This window comes from Haloferax sp. DFSO60, assembly GCF_046557615.1.
Classification (GTDB): Archaea; Halobacteriota; Halobacteria; order Halobacteriales; family Haloferacaceae; genus Haloferax.
Window position 1 is genome coordinate 1,189,615 of the sequence record NZ_JBKIII010000001.1, and the last position, 17,010, is coordinate 1,206,624.

11 protein-coding genes are annotated in these 17,010 nt (G+C 50.0%); 4 read left to right on the forward strand and 7 right to left on the reverse strand.

From position 1 onward, the window contains the following. Positions 1–293 precede the first annotated feature (293 nt). Complete coding sequence (locus tag ACK509_RS06295; protein WP_410765642.1) at positions 294–1,253, forward strand: hypothetical protein; 960 nt, start codon at positions 294–296, stop codon at positions 1,251–1,253. A gap of 361 nt (positions 1,254–1,614) precedes the next feature. Here ACK509_RS06295 and ACK509_RS06300 read toward each other — a convergent pair whose 3' ends face one another. Together ACK509_RS06300 and ACK509_RS06305 are read right to left on the reverse strand one after the other, a co-directional pair. Further along, positions 1,615–2,502 carry a DUF5655 domain-containing protein gene (locus ACK509_RS06300; RefSeq protein ID WP_410765643.1) on the reverse strand — a complete coding sequence of 296 codons (888 nt, stop codon included), beginning with the start codon at positions 2,500–2,502 and terminating at the stop codon, positions 1,615–1,617. Between the two features lie 145 nt (positions 2,503–2,647). Next, positions 2,648–3,424 carry a CBS domain-containing protein gene (locus ACK509_RS06305; protein ID WP_410765644.1) on the reverse strand — a complete coding sequence of 259 codons (777 nt, stop codon included), beginning with the start codon at positions 3,422–3,424 and terminating at the stop codon, positions 2,648–2,650. A gap of 569 nt (positions 3,425–3,993) precedes the next feature. On the opposite strand from ACK509_RS06305, the gene ACK509_RS06310 reads away from it, so the two are divergent. Then, positions 3,994–4,374 (forward strand): helix-turn-helix domain-containing protein, encoded by a 381-nt coding sequence (locus ACK509_RS06310; RefSeq protein WP_410765645.1) that lies wholly within the window; start codon positions 3,994–3,996, stop codon positions 4,372–4,374. A gap of 20 nt (positions 4,375–4,394) precedes the next feature. Here the strand turns inward: ACK509_RS06310 and ACK509_RS06315 are convergent, their stop codons facing one another. After that, positions 4,395–5,381, reverse strand: coding sequence for a hypothetical protein (locus ACK509_RS06315; RefSeq protein ID WP_410765646.1), 987 nt, complete (start codon positions 5,379–5,381; stop codon positions 4,395–4,397). A 184-nt stretch (positions 5,382–5,565) separates the two neighbouring features. Here ACK509_RS06315 and ACK509_RS06320 point away from each other — a divergent pair, with 184 nt between their 5' ends. Next, positions 5,566–9,222: an Eco57I restriction-modification methylase domain-containing protein gene (locus tag ACK509_RS06320; protein WP_410765647.1), complete on the forward strand. Its 3,657-nt coding sequence runs from the start codon at positions 5,566–5,568 to the stop codon at positions 9,220–9,222. A 47-nt stretch (positions 9,223–9,269) separates the two neighbouring features. On the opposite strand, the gene ACK509_RS06325 is transcribed toward ACK509_RS06320, so the two are convergent. Beyond that, positions 9,270–13,058 (reverse strand): helicase-related protein, encoded by a 3,789-nt coding sequence (locus ACK509_RS06325; protein WP_410765648.1) that lies wholly within the window; start codon positions 13,056–13,058, stop codon positions 9,270–9,272. 305 nt (positions 13,059–13,363) lie between these two features. On the opposite strand from ACK509_RS06325, the gene ACK509_RS06330 reads away from it, so the two are divergent. Then, entirely contained in the window at positions 13,364–13,915 is a 552-nt protein-coding gene (locus tag ACK509_RS06330; protein ID WP_410765649.1) for a hypothetical protein, read from the forward strand. On the opposite strand, the gene ACK509_RS06335 is transcribed toward ACK509_RS06330, so the two are convergent. From ACK509_RS06335 to ACK509_RS06345, 3 genes are all read right to left on the reverse strand, one after another. Continuing rightward, positions 13,912–14,745 (reverse strand): hypothetical protein, encoded by an 834-nt coding sequence (locus ACK509_RS06335; protein ID WP_410765650.1) that lies wholly within the window; start codon positions 14,743–14,745, stop codon positions 13,912–13,914. The genes ACK509_RS06330 and ACK509_RS06335 overlap by 4 nt on opposite strands. Before the next feature lie 79 nt (positions 14,746–14,824). Then, on the reverse strand, positions 14,825–15,949 hold the full coding sequence (locus tag ACK509_RS06340) for a tyrosine-type recombinase/integrase (RefSeq protein WP_410765651.1): 1,125 nt from the start codon (positions 15,947–15,949) through the stop codon (positions 14,825–14,827). Next, positions 15,946–16,881: a tyrosine-type recombinase/integrase gene (locus ACK509_RS06345; protein WP_410765652.1), complete on the reverse strand. Its 936-nt coding sequence runs from the start codon at positions 16,879–16,881 to the stop codon at positions 15,946–15,948. Before ACK509_RS06345 ends, ACK509_RS06340 begins: the two co-directional genes overlap by 4 nt. Positions 16,882–17,010 lie beyond the last annotated feature (129 nt).

A 17,010-nucleotide genomic window follows, 5' to 3' on the forward strand; every position in this document is an offset into this window, starting at 1 on the left:
CTACTCGGCTCTATTGAACACCTTGTATTTTGACAGGAAGTGTGTGATGAATATAGAGGGTGTAGTCAGCACGAATCCGTCGTTTCTTCCAGTTGCTTGTCGCTGGGCCGAACTCTAAGTGTGTATGCTAACTCACCCCGTGACCGAGAAGCAGCTGTGGTCCTCAATCGTTCAAGACTACAACGACAGCCTAACCCGGCATACAGCTCAGGGATAGAGCAGCGGTTCATTGAGTACCGTGAAGAGCTCAAACCGGCGAAAAGTCTGTATTACAGGCATGCAATACCATTTGAATGGCGAGCTTCAAAGATAAAATCGACCTCCGAGAGGACATCCACGACCTCTACGACAACAACAAAGAGGATGAGCTACAGGAAAAGCTCGGCAAGAGGACCGGTGAGGACCCGTCAGAACTGACCAGCGTCACGCCGAACACCAATGCCCTGTTCAATCATATCCTGCCAGATGAAGATCCCCTCGAGTACGTGACTCAGCGGCGGGAAAACGCCGCAGAATGGACCGACCTCCGCAAGCGCGGGACTGCCCTGTTGATGTTGCTCAACCTCCAGATTGGCCGCCCCAAATACGAGCGTGTCGGCCAGATTAGAAAGCCAGACCGTGCCGACTTCCTGATGGCCGCAATAGCACACGACAAGGAATACGAACTATCCAGCGACGCCTACATGCCGACCACTCTCCCAATTGGGGCCGAACAGTACTGGGACGACCCGCCGTCACGAACAACACTCCCAGAACAGCACTTGGACACGATCGCCCACGTAGATGAGAGGTTCGAGTCGAATCTGACCGACTGGCTGAGCGATAACACCGATGTACGGGATGCAGATTACGGTGTGTATGTGCTGGATTGTACGCCTCCGACAGGGCTGGATGAACCAGAGTCTATCTGGCTGCTTCGCCGCGACGTACAGGCCACGCTTGAATTCGGAGCTGACATCGAGGGTTCGATCAAGAAGGCCGGCGTTGCCCTGAACGAGAACTGTCGAACGTACTATGTGGGGATGGCTGAGAATCCTGCTGACCGGGTTGTTGCCCACATAGAAGGTGCGCACAAGAGCGTTACCGACATGACGAACCTGTTTTCGCCGGTTGTACTTTGCGAGCTGCATCCCTGTGAAACAGAAGATGATGCTGAGGAACTCGAGGGAGAACGAGCAGACGAGATCAACAATATGGACTGTGCATTCGCGCACTCGGATCAGTTATCTGTCGATCCTTTAGAATACCTATAGCTGTGTGTGTCCGGTCTGATGAAGGAGCCCGTAGAGTCGAGAATCATCGAGGCTAGTTTTTGATGCGTCCTTTTCTTCATTCCGCATCCCTCCCTCCCTTCACGCTTCCACTTCTCCATTTATGTAGTGGTATGGGGAGAAAGTGTCTGGGGCGGGGGAGCCACTGAATTCGGCGTCATATGTGGCTCATTCGTTTGTACTGAGTAATTCGCCTCGCTCTTTCAGCCGCAAAATCGGTGACCGATATTCGTTCTGTATTCAGCACGGCCTCAACAAATTGTCAACGGTTGAGGAGTTCAACAGAGCCGTTCTTTCATACCTGGTCGTGAGTAGCGTTTGTGATTCACCTCAGTAAGATGACCTACAGACCCTCATAACTCATTTGGACGTACTCTTTGCTGGTCTCAAGGTCTCCCTCTTGACTGATTGTGACCTCAAAGTCTCCTGTCCCATAATGGCCGATATCGGTCACATCTCTGATATTGTCAGGGGCCTCTGGGAATCTTTCTGGGTCTATTTTAAGATAAAGAAGGAGCTTCCCTTCATTTGGTCGAACATCAACAGTAGCGAAATTCCGGATTGTTTTATATGCATAATAGTATTTGAGTTCCTTCTTTTGGACATCGTCGCCGAGAGAAAGTAGGAACCCATCTAGTTCGTGGAAAATCTGTTTCAGACTGTCATCAGCCTTGTCCAACTTCTCGCCCACAGTAGTGTATTCTCTGTGATTGCTCGTCCCCGTTTCCGCCGACTCAACTACGTTGACTAGTTCAAGAAGGAGGAGACCATCAGAGTATCGTTCGAACCGCATGAGCTCAATATTTTGTCCAATTTGTTCAACAGCGTGCGAGTCGTACTTCGTAAAATCAGGTGCAATGCAAACAAGACGAGGTGAATTCCAATCTACTTCGATGTCATCATTGATTTCTTGACGGACAAGACCCTCGAATTCGGCCTTGTGATCAACCAACCAGTCGAAGTAATACAATCCCTGGTTTATCACATTTTGATTCTTAGCTTTCTTGTATTCGATGATCACAGGAGAATCGTTTTCGTCCAACCCCAGTGTGTCAATTCGGCCACCGTGTTTCTCGCCAGTGCCGTACTCCGAATTCAAGAACCTAATTCCAAGCATCTCCTCCAAGTTATCCTCTATCAGGTTCTGCACCTTTTTCTCTAGCTCAACAGGCTTGGGCGATATCTCTGTAACTTTCCCTTCCGAAATTTGATATAAGTTGATCTCTCCCATTTGATCAATACTACACGCGAAAACAACTTTTATCTTGTGAGTATTTCTGTTCTTGAAAGTAATTGAATCACACATACTGACTACGCACCCAGTATTCAGCATGTCCCAACAAACTAACAGCGACTGAGGATTTCAACAGAGCCTCCTACTCGTGTTTCGGGAGCCTCCGTTGGAAATAGCCATGGGCGAACTTGAGGAGCTCTTCTTCTAGATTTGAATCGTAGGAATCTGACCTGAAGTGGAAAATTTTGTTTCGGATATCTCCGACTTCAGAAAGAAGCCGACGAACAAAGTCTCCATTCTCTTCGAAGTATCCCTCAAACTCTGGCCAATTTTGAGACATAAACTGTGGGTAATGGCCAAAGCTACAATCAGTGATTTTGTTCGGAGTTCTGATATCTTTATCCTCGAAGAATCTCTGTAGCTCTTCATTCAATTCCTCGGGAAAAGCATCCTCTATAATTTCACGAGTTGACCGCTCTATATCTTCTATCAAAAGAAAAGGTTCGATTGAGTCCCGCAGATAATGAAGGAGGTCGTAGTTTGTTAGAATCTCAAATGGCTGGTCCACATCCATCTGAACAATAACGTAAGGGTCCTCGCTCAACAAGTTGAAGAGTACGATCAAGTCTTCATTAGGATCCACCACTGGACTGAGTTCTTCGATTGCAATTCCCACTTGACGTTTCGGGAGGTTCTTATCAGCACCTAGCTTTCGGAGGATCGAAAGCACACGTGAAATTGATCGGTAAGAGACCATCCCAACTACTTCACCATTTCTCTCGATGCCGAGTTGAGTGTAGTCATTCTCAAACATCACCTCAATCGCAGAGATAAGCGTGTCTTGGGCTTCTACGGTCTCAAGTTCGTAACTCGGGACATCTCCTACAGTATGGGGCATGGTTAATTCATTCAGCGTCATTTTTGTTAGAACTTTCTCCCAAGAAGAATTGTAATGCGAACCCAGTGAGCTATCTCATTGCATTCAGATTTCCTGTCGGTCTATCTTTGTGTGCTGAATCCTTTTTGTGTATTTGTAGAATGGGGCAACAAACTATCCAGAAAACATTTGTATATTCGTGATATTCATATAACAAATGGTGTGTGGAACGTCAGCCGGACCGTTCGCTGATAACCTGATGTATCAATTTGGGCAATGGCTCATTTGTGAATTTCCTCATTGGTTGAATCAGGTACTCTCGACGATTGTGACAGCGATATGAGTGGGAACATTGGAGTAAAAATAGCCTCGGGTATTGTAGGCGGCCTTGTTGTAGTACCAATCGCTCTCACACTCGTGGGCTTCGATCCGAGCATTGCCGTCGGGATTCTTGTTCGGTTGTTCCTAGTCGCATTGTTCGTCGCTATGGGAATTGGTTTTGTTAGCGCTGCAAGGTCGTGAGAAAATTTCGAGTTGTGTCATGAAAGAGCCCTATCTACGGAACTTTGATTGCCGTTGCAATTCTAACAACGGTAGTATCGGTGATGCAAATGGCTGGAGAAGACAATATTCGAGAAGAGTTCGACCCGAATTACATCAATGACGACGGAAATGTAGATTCTGCTCTCGAACTCCGGAATGCGTTTTCAGAGGCACTCACTTATCATGGATTCCCAGATACACTAGTATTGAGCCGTGAACGTGCAGATGATGTGTTCCATGAGCGGCGTATTCGAATCATGGATTATCTGAAGGCACATCAGCCAGAGTCAGTCCGTGCCCTCGCGAAAGAGTTGGATGTTGATAAGGGAGTTATCAGCCGTGACTTACAGAAGCTTGCGGAACTGGATATCGTCGAATTCGACCAGGATGGACGGAGTAAGGCACCAAAGCTGAAACATCAGCACGTTGTTGTCGAACCAGTCATCTAATTTTCAGGAGGAATCTGTAGTTAGTCACCTACCTCTGCCTCATCAAGATATTTACAACCGCCTTGGTAGATTGGCTTTCCATCGTACTCAATTAGGATCTGTTCTAATTCATCGACGGCAACCGCACCCTGATTAAGCGTGTCTGCGGCTTGGGTAACTGGGTCGAAGGGATAATCAGCCTCAACATTATCCACGATGCTTCTGACAATTTTCTCAACTTCACCAACTAGTTCCGACCTTGATTCGTTCCATTCCACAGATTCACTCTCGTCGTATCTTGCACCGTAGACTGCTCGTCGGTCTACGTTAGTAGCCTTCGCTAATACCCATACTATCGGCTCATCTGGATGGTGCGTTGTATCGGTTACTTCACTCACCATTCGCTCACGTAGTTCAGCAAAATCGTCTGTGAACCCCCGTTCTAGTCGGACGAGATGTTCAAAGAGCCACAGACTGAGATGGTCCTGAGGTTCCAAGGCAAATTCGTTGTATTGGCCCTCATGTTCGTAATTGAACTCGGTAAGGAATTTCTGCTGATGAGTATCGAACTGTTCCTTTAGACTTACAACACGTTCTGCCTGCTTCTTCAAATCTGGCGCGTGGTTCTCAAGAAGGTCCCTCATATATCGATCATTCTCCAGATACTGAGGGATCACGCGGAATTCGTCTTCTTCAAAAGCGTATGATATTTCATTCGGAGACGGGGCTGAGGAGAATGAGACTGTCCCGACAAATGGCAAGTTCTTGCTCGGTTGATTAATGGGGTCGTCGCTTATTTCCCGGTCTGGATTCCCATGCCACTTCCGTACACGTTCTCGGAGGGTCTCAGTGTGCTGTTCGCGGATACCACGGTTCATTTCCGCTTTCAACAGTTCCTTCTGTGATTCTAGTATGGCTGACTGCCTGAAGTACAACAAGACGAGAGCAGATGAGAGCGCTGCTGAGACGGCGACGTTGAGGAGAGAAAACCACTCAGACCCGTATCTATTCTGTATACCAACGCCCACTACAGCAACGAGAGCAATTGTTCCTAAGACACTTAGAACAAGTTTCAGTACACTTCGAAAATTCATCTAATTGTACTGTAAAGTAGTTCAGTAAAATAATACAGGGGTCCTCAGTTTGGTCCTATTCACTCATCCACTTTCTCTCCGTCGGTGACTTTTTGACCCATCATTGTGACTGCCGATTATGTCACTTCAGCAAATAAATTCTGATGATATTGCGACGTGGGATTCTCTCGATGACGTCGCTGAATCGCTGAAGAAACGCGGACTCAAACCCGAGCCAAGCCTCGGCGAGGACCACGAACTCGTCCTTCGGCTTACTGACGACGACGAGTTCATGGTGCTGATTCACGCCCCACCGGGCGAGACTGCAGCGTCGTTCAAGTCGCGGACGAACGTCAACACGCACACTGGACTCGTTGCGACCGACGACTTCGAGGAGTTCACGTTCATCACCCGGATTCGAACGTGGGACGCTCACGGGCGGACGAAGTACCAACAGCTCTCGTTCACGAAGGAACAGATGACGAGCGCACGCGGGGAGAAGAACACCATCCTCCAGAAGCTCAACGCTATCGAGTTCAACAAACCTGAGACGATTTTTGATTCTCTCTACGACACGAAGCAGGTTGTCAAGGCGTTCTACGAGGACTTCGAAGAACTCCGAACCGAACTCGTCCAAGAGGTTGCAGGCATCGACGACGACCGTGGCGACGCCAAACAGCGCTACGTGCAGGTCACGCTCGACCGGATGATCTTCCTCTACTTCATCCAAGAGAAAGGTCTGCTCGACTACGAGCCTGAATACCTCCACGAGAAGCACGAAGAGTTCGCCGCGAAGGGAGACGTGTACGAAGAGTTCTACGAACCGCTGTTCTTCGAGATTCTCGCAGAAGGGAAGAAAGACGATGACTTCGGCGTGCTTCCGTACCTCAACGGTGGTCTGTTCAGCAAGAACCCCATCGAGGAGGAGTTCGAAAACGCTCGCCTCGGTGACTCACCCGAACAGACGGCAGAACTCTTCGGGAAGATTCTCGACTTCCTCTCGGACTGGAACTGGAACGTTGACGAGCGGCTCGACATCGTGGACCCGAAGAACCTCTCGCCCGCCATCTTGGGGCACATCTTCGAACAGACGGTCAACCAGAAAGAGATGGGCGCGTACTACACGCCCGAAGAGATTACGGGCTTCATGTCTCGTCGGACTGTCCACCCGTGGCTCATCGACCGGGTGAACGAAGAACACGAGACTGACTACGACGCCATCGACGACATCTTCTCACTCGACGTGGCTTCGGCTAGTCAGAGTGATTCGCCCATTGCGGCAGACGGCGGCGTTGCCCAAACGGTGGACCTCGATGCCGTGAACCAAGACCACGTCCAAACCCTCTACTTCGACGCGCTGAAGAAACTCCGCGTTCTCGACCCTGCAGTCGGCAGTGGGGCATTCCTCTTGGCCGCACAGGAGGTCCTCCTCGACGTATATCTTCAGTGCTTGGAGTATTTCCAAGCCCTTCGTGACGACCGACCGTGGGAACTCCCCGGTCAAATCGAAGACGAGTTGGACACTATCGACGCGACCGACGGGACAGTGACCCTGTACGCGAAGAAGCAGATTATCCTCCACAACCTCTACGGCGTCGACATCGATGACGGCGCAGTCGAGATTTGTAAATTGCGTCTGTGGTTGTCGATGGTCGCTGACATCGAGAACGATCCAAGGGAAGTGGAGCCACTGCCGAATATCGACTTCAACATTCGACAGGGGAACTCGTTGATTGGCTTCACTGAAATCATGGAAGTCGCTCGTGAGGAACAGGGTGACGCCGCGTTATCGAACTTTGGAGAAGGCATTGGTGTCAGTGTGAAGGACCTGTACGAGGACATCATTGATGCCGTCGAAAAACACAGAGAAGCGACTACTGGGTCTGGTGCGGCAAACACACGGAAATTGGCAGAGTCTCGAATCGACACTCACAGCCAAACGCTCAACGAGAAGGTCCTGAAACAGTTCAGAGACGCGGGTATTGATGAGGTCTCTATTGAAGAACTAGCGGCGTACAGTCCATTCCATTGGGTTCTCGAATTTGCAACGGTGTACCGAGACGGTGGCTTTGACGTGATTATCGGGAACCCCCCATGGGATGTTCTCACCGCTAATCGTGACGATTACTTCTCCAAATTCGATGAAACCTTCCGAACTCGGATGCCGGAGGACAAGGATTCCAAGATGGAAGAGTTGCTTGAAGACTCATCCATTGCCGAGGGGTGGGAAAAGTACCGAGAGGAGATGGAACGTCGTGCCAAATATTTCAACGACGGTGGTCAGTACAAGCTCCAAAACCCGGAGGTTGATGGGCGGGCTGTCGGCAACGAAAACGACCTCTCGATGCTCTTCTTCGAGAGAGTATTCGACATCATCTCTGAAGATGGGTACGTTGCACAGATACTTCCCGGAGTGATTCTCAATGGTGCGGCAGGCAAAGATCTTCGGACCAATATGCTGGAGAACTCTAATGTTCAGCACCTCATTGGATTCGAAAATCGTGGGATTTTCGACCAGATTCACTTCCAGTACCGCTTCGGTGTTCTCACCCTGAAAAATTCGGGAGAGACTGATTCAGTACGTGGCACATTCAATCAGACCGACACAGGCGTCTTATTGAATCTTGAGAAGGAGAGTATTGATATTCCGAAGGAGGTTCTCATTGATTACTCCCCTGAAGCACGCATCTTCCCAAACGTCGAATCTGAGGCAGAGGTAGATGTCTTAAAAAAGGTCCTCCAACACTCTTCCATTGGGGAAGACATCGCGGACACTTGGTACGCCTCATTATATCGTGAACTCGACCGTGCCCAAGACTCTGATCGCTTTGTAGAGAATGAAGAAGACGGTGATTACCCAGTCTACCAAGGGAAGAACGTCTTCCAATTCGCCTACGATAGTGAGTTTGTACGAGGACTGGGAGACATCTCACTTTGGAGTGTTGACGAGGATGTCTCTGAAGAGAAGAGCGCAAAAGCACGAATCCGTGGGAAGAACTTCCGTTCCCGAGATGACGACATCAGCCTCAAGAAAGCCATCTACAACAAGTTCTCTAACGACGCTGAATTTAGTCATCTGAATACTCGATCACAGAAGGGCTTCGTCAACGACCTACTCACCGAAGAGTTCGACCGACAAGAACTCTCTCCCGAAGATGTCCTCTTGGACTCTACTGAGTACCGAGTCGTTCTCCGTGAAATTGCGCGTGCAACCGACGAGAGAACACTCATCGCAGGGGTTGTACCTAAAGAGTCCGTTGCAGTCCACACACTCCACACCGTTAGACCGTTCAAGGTAGACCCAGACAAGGATGACCTCGGAACATACCCAATGCATAGCGCCTACAGTCGTGTCTTCTCTGATGACGAACTGTTCGTCGCACTGGGCCTACTCAACAGTATCCCGTTCGACTTCCTGTTGCGAACGAAAGTTGACGCACACATTGTCAAGTACAAATTCGAAGAGTCTCAAATGCCCCGACTCACCGACGGCGACGATTGGTTCCACTACATCTCTGAACGCGCCGCTCGACTCAACTGCTACGGGGACGTATTTGCCGAGATGCGCGAACGCCTCGGAGGTATCGCACCGGCCACCGACGAAGACGAACGAATGCGACTGCAAGCCGAGATTGACGCTGCGGCGTTCCACGCCTACGGACTCGATCGACGAGACACCGAGTTCGTCCTCGAAGACTTCCATCGGGTTAGCAATCCCCGCGTGATGACTGAGGAATACTTCGACCTCGTCTTCGAGAAGTTCGATGAACTCGCTGAAACCGGCCCGCATCCGTAAGCGGACTTAGCACAACTTTTCTGAAAACCAGTTAACCTCCGAATCGATTACCGATTCAATACGCCCCAACAGAGAACTCGGGCATCCACATCTCCAGTCCCAGCCAACTTCGACTGGTACTCGGTCGAACCTTCGATATTCTCGTCAAGGAACTCTACTAACGTCTCGAAGAACTCGTCAAGGTCCCACTGTCCAAGTCCCTTGTCTTCCTTGCGGAATGTTTTGCGGAGGATGCGGTCCTCGTCGGTATTCTTCAGTTTGACTTCCTTGATGCGCTCCAAGACGATTGGTACAACCTCCGAAATCTTCCTGTGCCCATCGACTGGTGTTGCCAACTCACCAGACGAGTTTCGCTTAAGGTGCCGCAGGTAGGAGATGATCTTCTCCTGCTCGACTGAATAGTCGTCTCCTTCCTCGAACTTCGTCCCGATGATTCCCTGTTTTGCTTCCTCAATACGACTCTCGACAACTTCCTCGATAGCGTCGCGTTCTTCGAGGAATCGCTTGTCGCTGTTGTTCAGCTTTCGGCCCTCGGTGTCGGGTGAGATATTTAGTGACTGTATCGCACTGATTTCGTCTACGTCTTTCCCGGTTTGTTTTGAATAGAGTGCCCTCCGGGTCCGGCCAAGTGGTGCATCAGACTCGTCATCGAACCAGAGGTGTGCGAGTCCGAAGACTCCCGGTGCGTGCCCACTCTTGGAATCGACGATGTTTGTGTACAGCAGGTCGCGCTCTTCGGGTGGTGTCTCGAAGTATTCCTCTGCGTACTCGAAGTCCTCTTCACCGAGACCATAGTCGTCGTTCAACTCCTGTTTGAGCATCAGGCGCTCGAACGCTTCGTCCTCGTCGCTGCCCGCACTCCGTAGGAGGGGGTTTTTCGACGTGTCATCGAGATCGTTGTAGTCGTCAACCTCGCGAGAGCGTCGGAGCGTGTCTTCGATTTCATCGAGTTCGAGTTCACCAATCGTCTTCTGTGTCTTGACACCAGCCTTCTCCAGAATCTCGTCTTCGTTCGGGTCGAGGATGTTGTTCTCTTTGCCGACGATGAGCGCGATGTCGTTAATCTTCGCTTGGAGGCGTTTGAGGAGCTTGATGGCCGCCTCGATGTCGCCGTCGGGGTAGAAGTTGTGGACGAACTTGTCGGCGGTACTCCCGATCCGGTCGATGCGACCGACGCGCTGGACGATGCGCATCGGGTTCCACGGAAGGTCGTAGTTGATAACAGTGTGGACGTCCTGCAGGTTCACACCCTCACTGAGGGTGTCGGTGGCGACGACGTACTGCAACTCTCCATCGCCAGTCCGGTCGAGTGTTTCACGATAGCCGTAGGCGTCGGGGGCGAAGCGACGAATCTTCTCTTGCTTGTCGTCGTCTCCGCCTTTGATGACAGTGCTGTTCTGCTCAGTGAGTGGTGATCGGGGATCTTCGAGAAGCGTCCGGTAGACGTAGTCGGCAGTCGCGCGGTACTGCGTGAACACAAGGACTTTGTTGTCGTACCCCGCGAGGACACCGTTCAGTCGGTCTATCTTCGGGTCACGGAAGTCTCGGAGTCGGAAGATTGCATCGTAGAAGTCTCTGGTCTCTTTGGTTACCTCCGAGAGGTCCTGACTCGGGAAGAGCAGCGGGTCGGCTTCGTCCTCGGGGACGTCGGGGATGAATCCGACGTGGTTCTTCCCGAGCCACTGGCGAACGTGGACAGAGTGGTCGTTGAGGTGGTCTGCGTCCTTCGCAACGTCAGCGATGAACAGCTGAAGGAAGTACGAAAGGAGTGCAAGGTCCTCGTAGACACGCGCCTTCACTTCGGCAACGGTCAAGTCTGCGAGTTCGTCACTGGAGTCACCGTCTCCAGACCGGAGTGAATCTGCGTCAAACCCAAATTCTTCGAGCGTCTGTACGAGGTCCTCTGCGGCCTCACCATCTTGGACGTAGTCGTCAAGCGTGACCGCCGCGCCGCCGTCCTGAATCGTCCGTAGAGTGTCGATGTTCTCCTCATCAGGGAGGGAGTTGAGAACTGCAAGCAGACTCTGTTCACTCTCGTAGAGCGTCTCGATACTTTGGACGAACGCGAACGTCGACGATTCGAGGCGCTTGAGCAGGTTCAGTTTGTAGAGTGCCTTCAGCGTACTGCCAGCCTGCGGGTTTTTGATGGTGATGTGCGGCAGGTGAAGCGCATCCATCACTTCGGGGAGTGAATCGTAGACTGGGCGATAGGCCGGGGGAAGCGTGTACTCCTCCTTCTGAATCTTCGGAGGCTTGAAACTCATCTCCAAGTCATCGTCCTTCTTCAGGAGCGTTTCTTTGACGTGCTTCCGAGTCCGAAGGACCATCACCTCGTTCAGAATCTTCGAGATCTCTCCGGACTCATTCTGAAGCTGTTCAGTCAGCCCCTCTACTTCTTCTTGAGACATCTCTTCCTTCCCGGCGGCAACTCGCTTCCGCTGTTCTGCGATGTCGATGTACCGGTCGAACGCTGTGAAGTCGAGGTTTGCCTTGTTTCGAATCTCGTTTTTATCCGTGAACAGTCCGATGAGATTCTTCAAATCGGTCGCACTGTTGTTCAGTGGCGTTGCCGTCAGGAGAATCATCGTCTTGTCTCGAAGGAGTCGAAGGTTAGCGTGCCGCCTCGTTCCCTTGTAATCGTCATCGTCAGAGGGCTTGGGACGCCACTTCCCGTAGTTACGGAAGCGGTGGGCTTCGTCGATGAGGAGGACGTCGTACTGCTCACGGAGGTCGAGAACCTCGTCGTGGCTCATGTTCTGGAACTTGCTGATACTCGTGACATCGAGGTGAGTCCCGTCAACTTCGAGTCCGAAGTATGGGTCACCATCTTCGTCGGTCGCATCTTGAAGGAGGTCTTCCCACTGGTCGGTCAGGTTTGCAGGAACGATGAGTAGACAGCGTTTTCCCTGTTGTCGGTAGTCGAAGAGCAGTTCGCTCCCGATGAACGACTTCCCAAGGCCGACTGAGTCGGAGATGATACAGCCGTTGTACTGCGCGAGCTTCTCCCACGCACTTTCGTATCCGATGGTCTGGAAGTAGTACAAGGGCGAGTCGCGAGCGCTCACGTTCCCTCCAATCGCGTCATACGAGAGAACCTTGTAGAGTTCGAAGGGTTCGATGTACGTGCCGAAGTCTACCTTGTCACCTTCTTTGCCTTCTTCTTGGTCTTCTTTCCAGTCTTGGTACTTGCTGCTGTTTTCGATGACGTCGACGATTTCCCGAGAGAATTCCTCAGAGATAGCCCACTGGTTGTCGTACCACTCTTCGAAGGCCTCGACTTTCTGTGGGTCAGAACTCGTGAGATTTAGTTCGATGTTGTGCCGGTGTCCTGTCTGTGTGAAATTTGACGACCCGACAATGACTGCGGCATCGCGTCTGTCAGTTTCCCCGTTTCTCTTTGAAGCGTCGTCGGTGGCCGTTCGAAAGGACGCTCCTTTTGCATGAAAGTATCCGTTCTCTGGATTACGAATTCGAACGTCAACTAATCCTTGCTCAATGAAATCTCGAAGTCTATCGAGTCGCTCAATCTGTGCATTGTTGAGGTCAGCCAGGTCAGATTTGAGCTGGCTCCTGAACTGCTCATGCAAGCTCTGGCCTTCCTCGATTTCATTTGCAGTACGAGCGTCGGTCTGCCGACCCATGAGAATCCGCATCGGAGCTTTCTCAAGGTCGTCCGGATCGAGTAACTTGTTCAAATCGTCTTTTACAAGATCGAATCCAGAGAGGTAGAAGTACCCCGTCGCGACGCGAACCTCTTCGCTGTCGGTGATGACCTCCTTGAACGTGTCCTCAAGAGTCCGCTCAGAATTGTCGACAAGGGGATCGAGATAAGGCATCTGTCATTCACTATCATCCATCATATGTTAACAGTTTGTCCTAGAAGTACGAGAAAATTGACGCAGTGAAAACAATCGACGCAGGGATAGTGTAACTGCTATTAGGCCGGTTTCGCCGAGACGAATCGCTCTGGCTGATTATTGACTGTGAAGACATCTTCATCTGAGAACCAACTCCAAACCTCTGTCTCGACTAATTGGCTTACAACTTCTTTGAGACGCTGGGGTACTGCTTCAGAGACAACATTTGAGATGAATCAGCCGTTGTCTGAAGGTGTTTAAACATCGCACGGCCGGTCGGAAAATTGAACTTACTATCAGTAAATATGATAGCAATGTGGATGTTTGAGGTGTTGGTAGAATCTCTACAAAGTACTGCACTTGGAAATATAATTCTCCTAGTTGCTGCGTTTGTTGGTGTTGCAGGAAACTACTGGTTGTATCTGAGGAAACAAGATAGGCGGAGGGTGAACTTACGACAGGCCCTCTATGCAGAAATGAGTAGTATGAAACCGGTTGTTAGAGCAATAGACAAAGAGCATGATGTAATAACAATGGATCCAATTGATCCACGAAGCTTCGTAGTTGACTACATTTACCGATCTTCATCAGATGAACTTGGTTTGCTGTCAGAGGAGGAAGTAGCTGCAATTGTTGACTTCTATAGTACTGCAATTAGTATACAGGATTTGGTTGGGGATGAATATCATGTCGTATACGAGCAAGTTTCGCGGCGAGACCTGGCAAAAAAATTGGATTCAGCATTAGTGGAGTTGGAATCCTCAGGTGACTTGAAAATATATCAAGATTTAGGACTGGATAAGGCCGAGATACCAACTGAGCCCCCAAGAGTCTAGTTTATTTCTTGGACTGAAACTGTTAGATTTCGAGCACCGAATCGTGCAATTCCGGAGAAGTCTGTCAAGACAATATTATTGATTGATACTCGGTTTGGCTGGGAATCTCCCATCTGATGTGGCGATGCAATAATATATTTCTGTCCTGTCACTATGTTACTTCCTGTGGACATGAGTCTCGCAACAAACTCGTCTTCATCATGGAGTGGATTTTTACAAATGACTTTTTCAACCCAACCATGGTCATCGGCGATATACTTGCTCACGTCAACACTTATGTTGGATACTGCGTGTTTAGACAACCTCCGTCGCTCAGGAGACCACCGTTCTCCAGTTCCAAATTGTAGTTCAATTGCATCAAGCAAACTTAATATTCTATTGTCATTGAGTGGTAACCCATCTAAAACTAATCTTATTTCGAATTCTCTAAGGCCATTTTTTCGAGCCCAAGGGTCCGCAAGCAGAACCAAATAATCTTCAGTTGAGAGCATACCTATGAAAAATGCAGTTTCATTCTTGTAACAATCAACGACAAAACCGTCGGGCGTATTCTCATATCGTTCAGATTGGTTGAACAGTTGCTTCTGAAACTCTCTAAGCCCCTGCCCTACCCAGGAAGCATTCTTTTGATGAATTACAAAGTGTGAGAACTCGTCCGTGAAAGTTAATTCTCCCATCTGGAGTATGGTCGAGACAATCTCATCGAATCTCTCTTTATCGGTTCTGCCGAGCCGAGTCCGGTATTTATAGAACTCATAGTCGTTGTGGAGTCCCTCATAGAATGTTACGAGATTAGCGATATCCACATCCTTGGATGGTGAAAATATCATTGACTAGGACTACCGTGTATGACTACACAAACGTTATGGGAATCTTCAATATAGCCACCGAAGTTCGCCTCCTAAATTTCTACCAACAGGACCGTACATACTCAGACCGGTCTTGTTTCCGTTTCTGCTCGGTACGCGGGTCGTAGTGCCTTCGGATCGTTGAAACAGACACATCGAACCGCTCACTCGCGATGTCTGGTCTCAGTCCTCTACTCAGGTGGTGTACAATCGCACCGCGGCGAATTGCGTGCGGGTAGAACGAAACTGGGCAGACTTCCGAACGGGTATTACACTCACCATCACAACTCACAGAACCGTCGAGACTCTGATTCCAGCGGCAACTCGTGGCTTCGTACACTCTCCGACGGAGTGTGGATCGAGCGGCTCGACCTTGCGACGTAGCGAACAGTGGCGAGCGACCGAACTCATCAGTCACGTCCGGTCGTTCAAGTTCAATGTAGAGCTCAATCGCGTTGACCACACGCTCCTTGATTGCGACATTCCGCTCACCATTCCCAACGTGGTCCTTCGTTTCACTTCCGTTCTTGAGACGAGTGCCTGTCGTCGGGCGGTGGCGTAATCTAATTTCGTTCTCTTCCGGGACGAAATCCTGAATGTCGAGTGAACGCGCTCCACCGATTCGCAGACCTGCATTCCAGAGGAGTTCAACCAGTGCCTGCTTTAGCGTTCCTCGCCGTTGGTTTCGGAGCTGCTCAAGAATTAATTCTGCCTCATGGGTAGACAGGGCTTCATCACGAGCTTTGGGAGAGAGTCCAAGGTCATCCTTATCCAGAATTCGGTAGAGTGACTCATCGCAGTATCCTCGCTTGGTGAGCCACCGAAGCCAACCGCGTACGTTCTTCGTGTACGTGAGAATCGTCGCGTCGGAATTGTACCGCTCTTGGAGTGAGTCAACGTAACTGTCCAAGAGATGAATGGAGAGTTCCGACGGTTCGGCGACTTCATTCGATTCTGCGAACTCAATGAAATCCAAAATCGTTCGCTTATATTGAGCGCGTGTCGATGGGCTGCGGTCTTGCCGGCGAGACAGGAACCGTTCGTAGAGTGTTGCTAGAGATTCTTGGTTCGTTCGTGCAGGTCGTGAGCCATTAGATTGATCATTGTCTTGCGTGAGCTCGAGAATCTCTCTAATAGCCACAGGGTCGTCAATCCGAGCCAATATCCGTTCCAGTTGCCTGTTCATTCAGAATCGAGAGTTGATGAAATTGCATAGTGCCAAACATCAGTGGGGGTGAGTGTCTGGAACGTTATCTCAGAAACCTGTGCAGGGTGATGTCCACTTTTCAGCTTGTTTTGGAATTTCGAGTAATCGCTAGCTGCTTCACTGGCTAGTTTGAATGAACGACGAAGGGTTGATGCGCTAATTCGACCGTGAGAGGTCGTGAATAGTGGATTAGATTCCGAACCAGTCACCGCCTTACGCTCGTGTTCGATATACGTCCTAAGGGCAGTGGAGGTACTATGAGAGAGTTCTGCAGTTCGTTGGTTGAGCAAGCCAACTGAACTGACAAGGTAGTTATTGGAAATGCCAACTGAGAGCTTTTTATTCTCCAAATTGACGTCTGAGCGATCAAGCTGAATGAGCTGCCCTGGACGACTCCTAGTGTTGCACAATAACTCAACAAACGCGTGTGTTCTGGTCCCAAACTCTCTATCTTGGAGGTAGGTGACGATAGCTTCAGCTGAACAATGAAGATCAGGACTTGAGCTGGATAAATCAGAGAACTGTGGAGCAAATTTTGTGCCGACGGAATGAACGGCCAATGAAGAGTTTTCTCTCAGGGAAATGGAAATTTGAAACCGGAGCGCGTCTGGACTACTCTTTGTGAAGTAAGCAAGGAAATTAGTCAGAGAGTAGAGATGCCCACAAACTGTGTTCATCGTTTGATCTTTCTCAGAGAGGAGAAAATTGACAAATTCAGCTATCTGGTTCATGCTTGAGACAGACTTCGGGCCAGAAGTCTTCCGCAGCCAATTAACAAATGTAGTTAGAGCAGTTTGATGTGACAAGAAAGTTGGCCCGGGGGCTTCTTGTGATAGTGTACGGAGATATGAGGAAGATGCCTCTTCGAGGCCTTCCAAAGGACCTCGGCCACTGGTCTGAGGGACCCTCATTCTTGCAGCATCCCCCAGTTGCCGCCCGAGAGAAAGACACGTGCAGTTCTATCCGAGTGGGTACTGAGTGACCATTTCGGGCGGTAAATATTATACTACGGAGTAGAATTACACCAGCAAGCAGTATGG

Coding starts and splice junctions, on each gene's coding strand:
- ACK509_RS06295 (WP_410765642.1), top strand. CDS start 294: ATGGCGAGCTTCAAAGATAAAATCGACCTCCGAGAGGACATCCACGAC.
- ACK509_RS06300 (WP_410765643.1), bottom strand. CDS start 2,502: ATGGGAGAGATCAACTTATATCAAATTTCGGAAGGGAAAGTTACAGAG.
- ACK509_RS06305 (WP_410765644.1), bottom strand. CDS start 3,424: ATGACGCTGAATGAATTAACCATGCCCCATACTGTAGGAGATGTCCCG.
- ACK509_RS06310 (WP_410765645.1), top strand. CDS start 3,994: ATGGCTGGAGAAGACAATATTCGAGAAGAGTTCGACCCGAATTACATC.
- ACK509_RS06320 (WP_410765647.1), top strand. CDS start 5,566: ATGTCACTTCAGCAAATAAATTCTGATGATATTGCGACGTGGGATTCT.
- ACK509_RS06325 (WP_410765648.1), bottom strand. CDS start 13,058: ATGCCTTATCTCGATCCCCTTGTCGACAATTCTGAGCGGACTCTTGAG.
- ACK509_RS06335 (WP_410765650.1), bottom strand. CDS start 14,745: ATGATATTTTCACCATCCAAGGATGTGGATATCGCTAATCTCGTAACA.
- ACK509_RS06340 (WP_410765651.1), bottom strand. CDS start 15,949: ATGAACAGGCAACTGGAACGGATATTGGCTCGGATTGACGACCCTGTG.
- ACK509_RS06345 (WP_410765652.1), bottom strand. CDS start 16,881: ATGAGGGTCCCTCAGACCAGTGGCCGAGGTCCTTTGGAAGGCCTCGAA.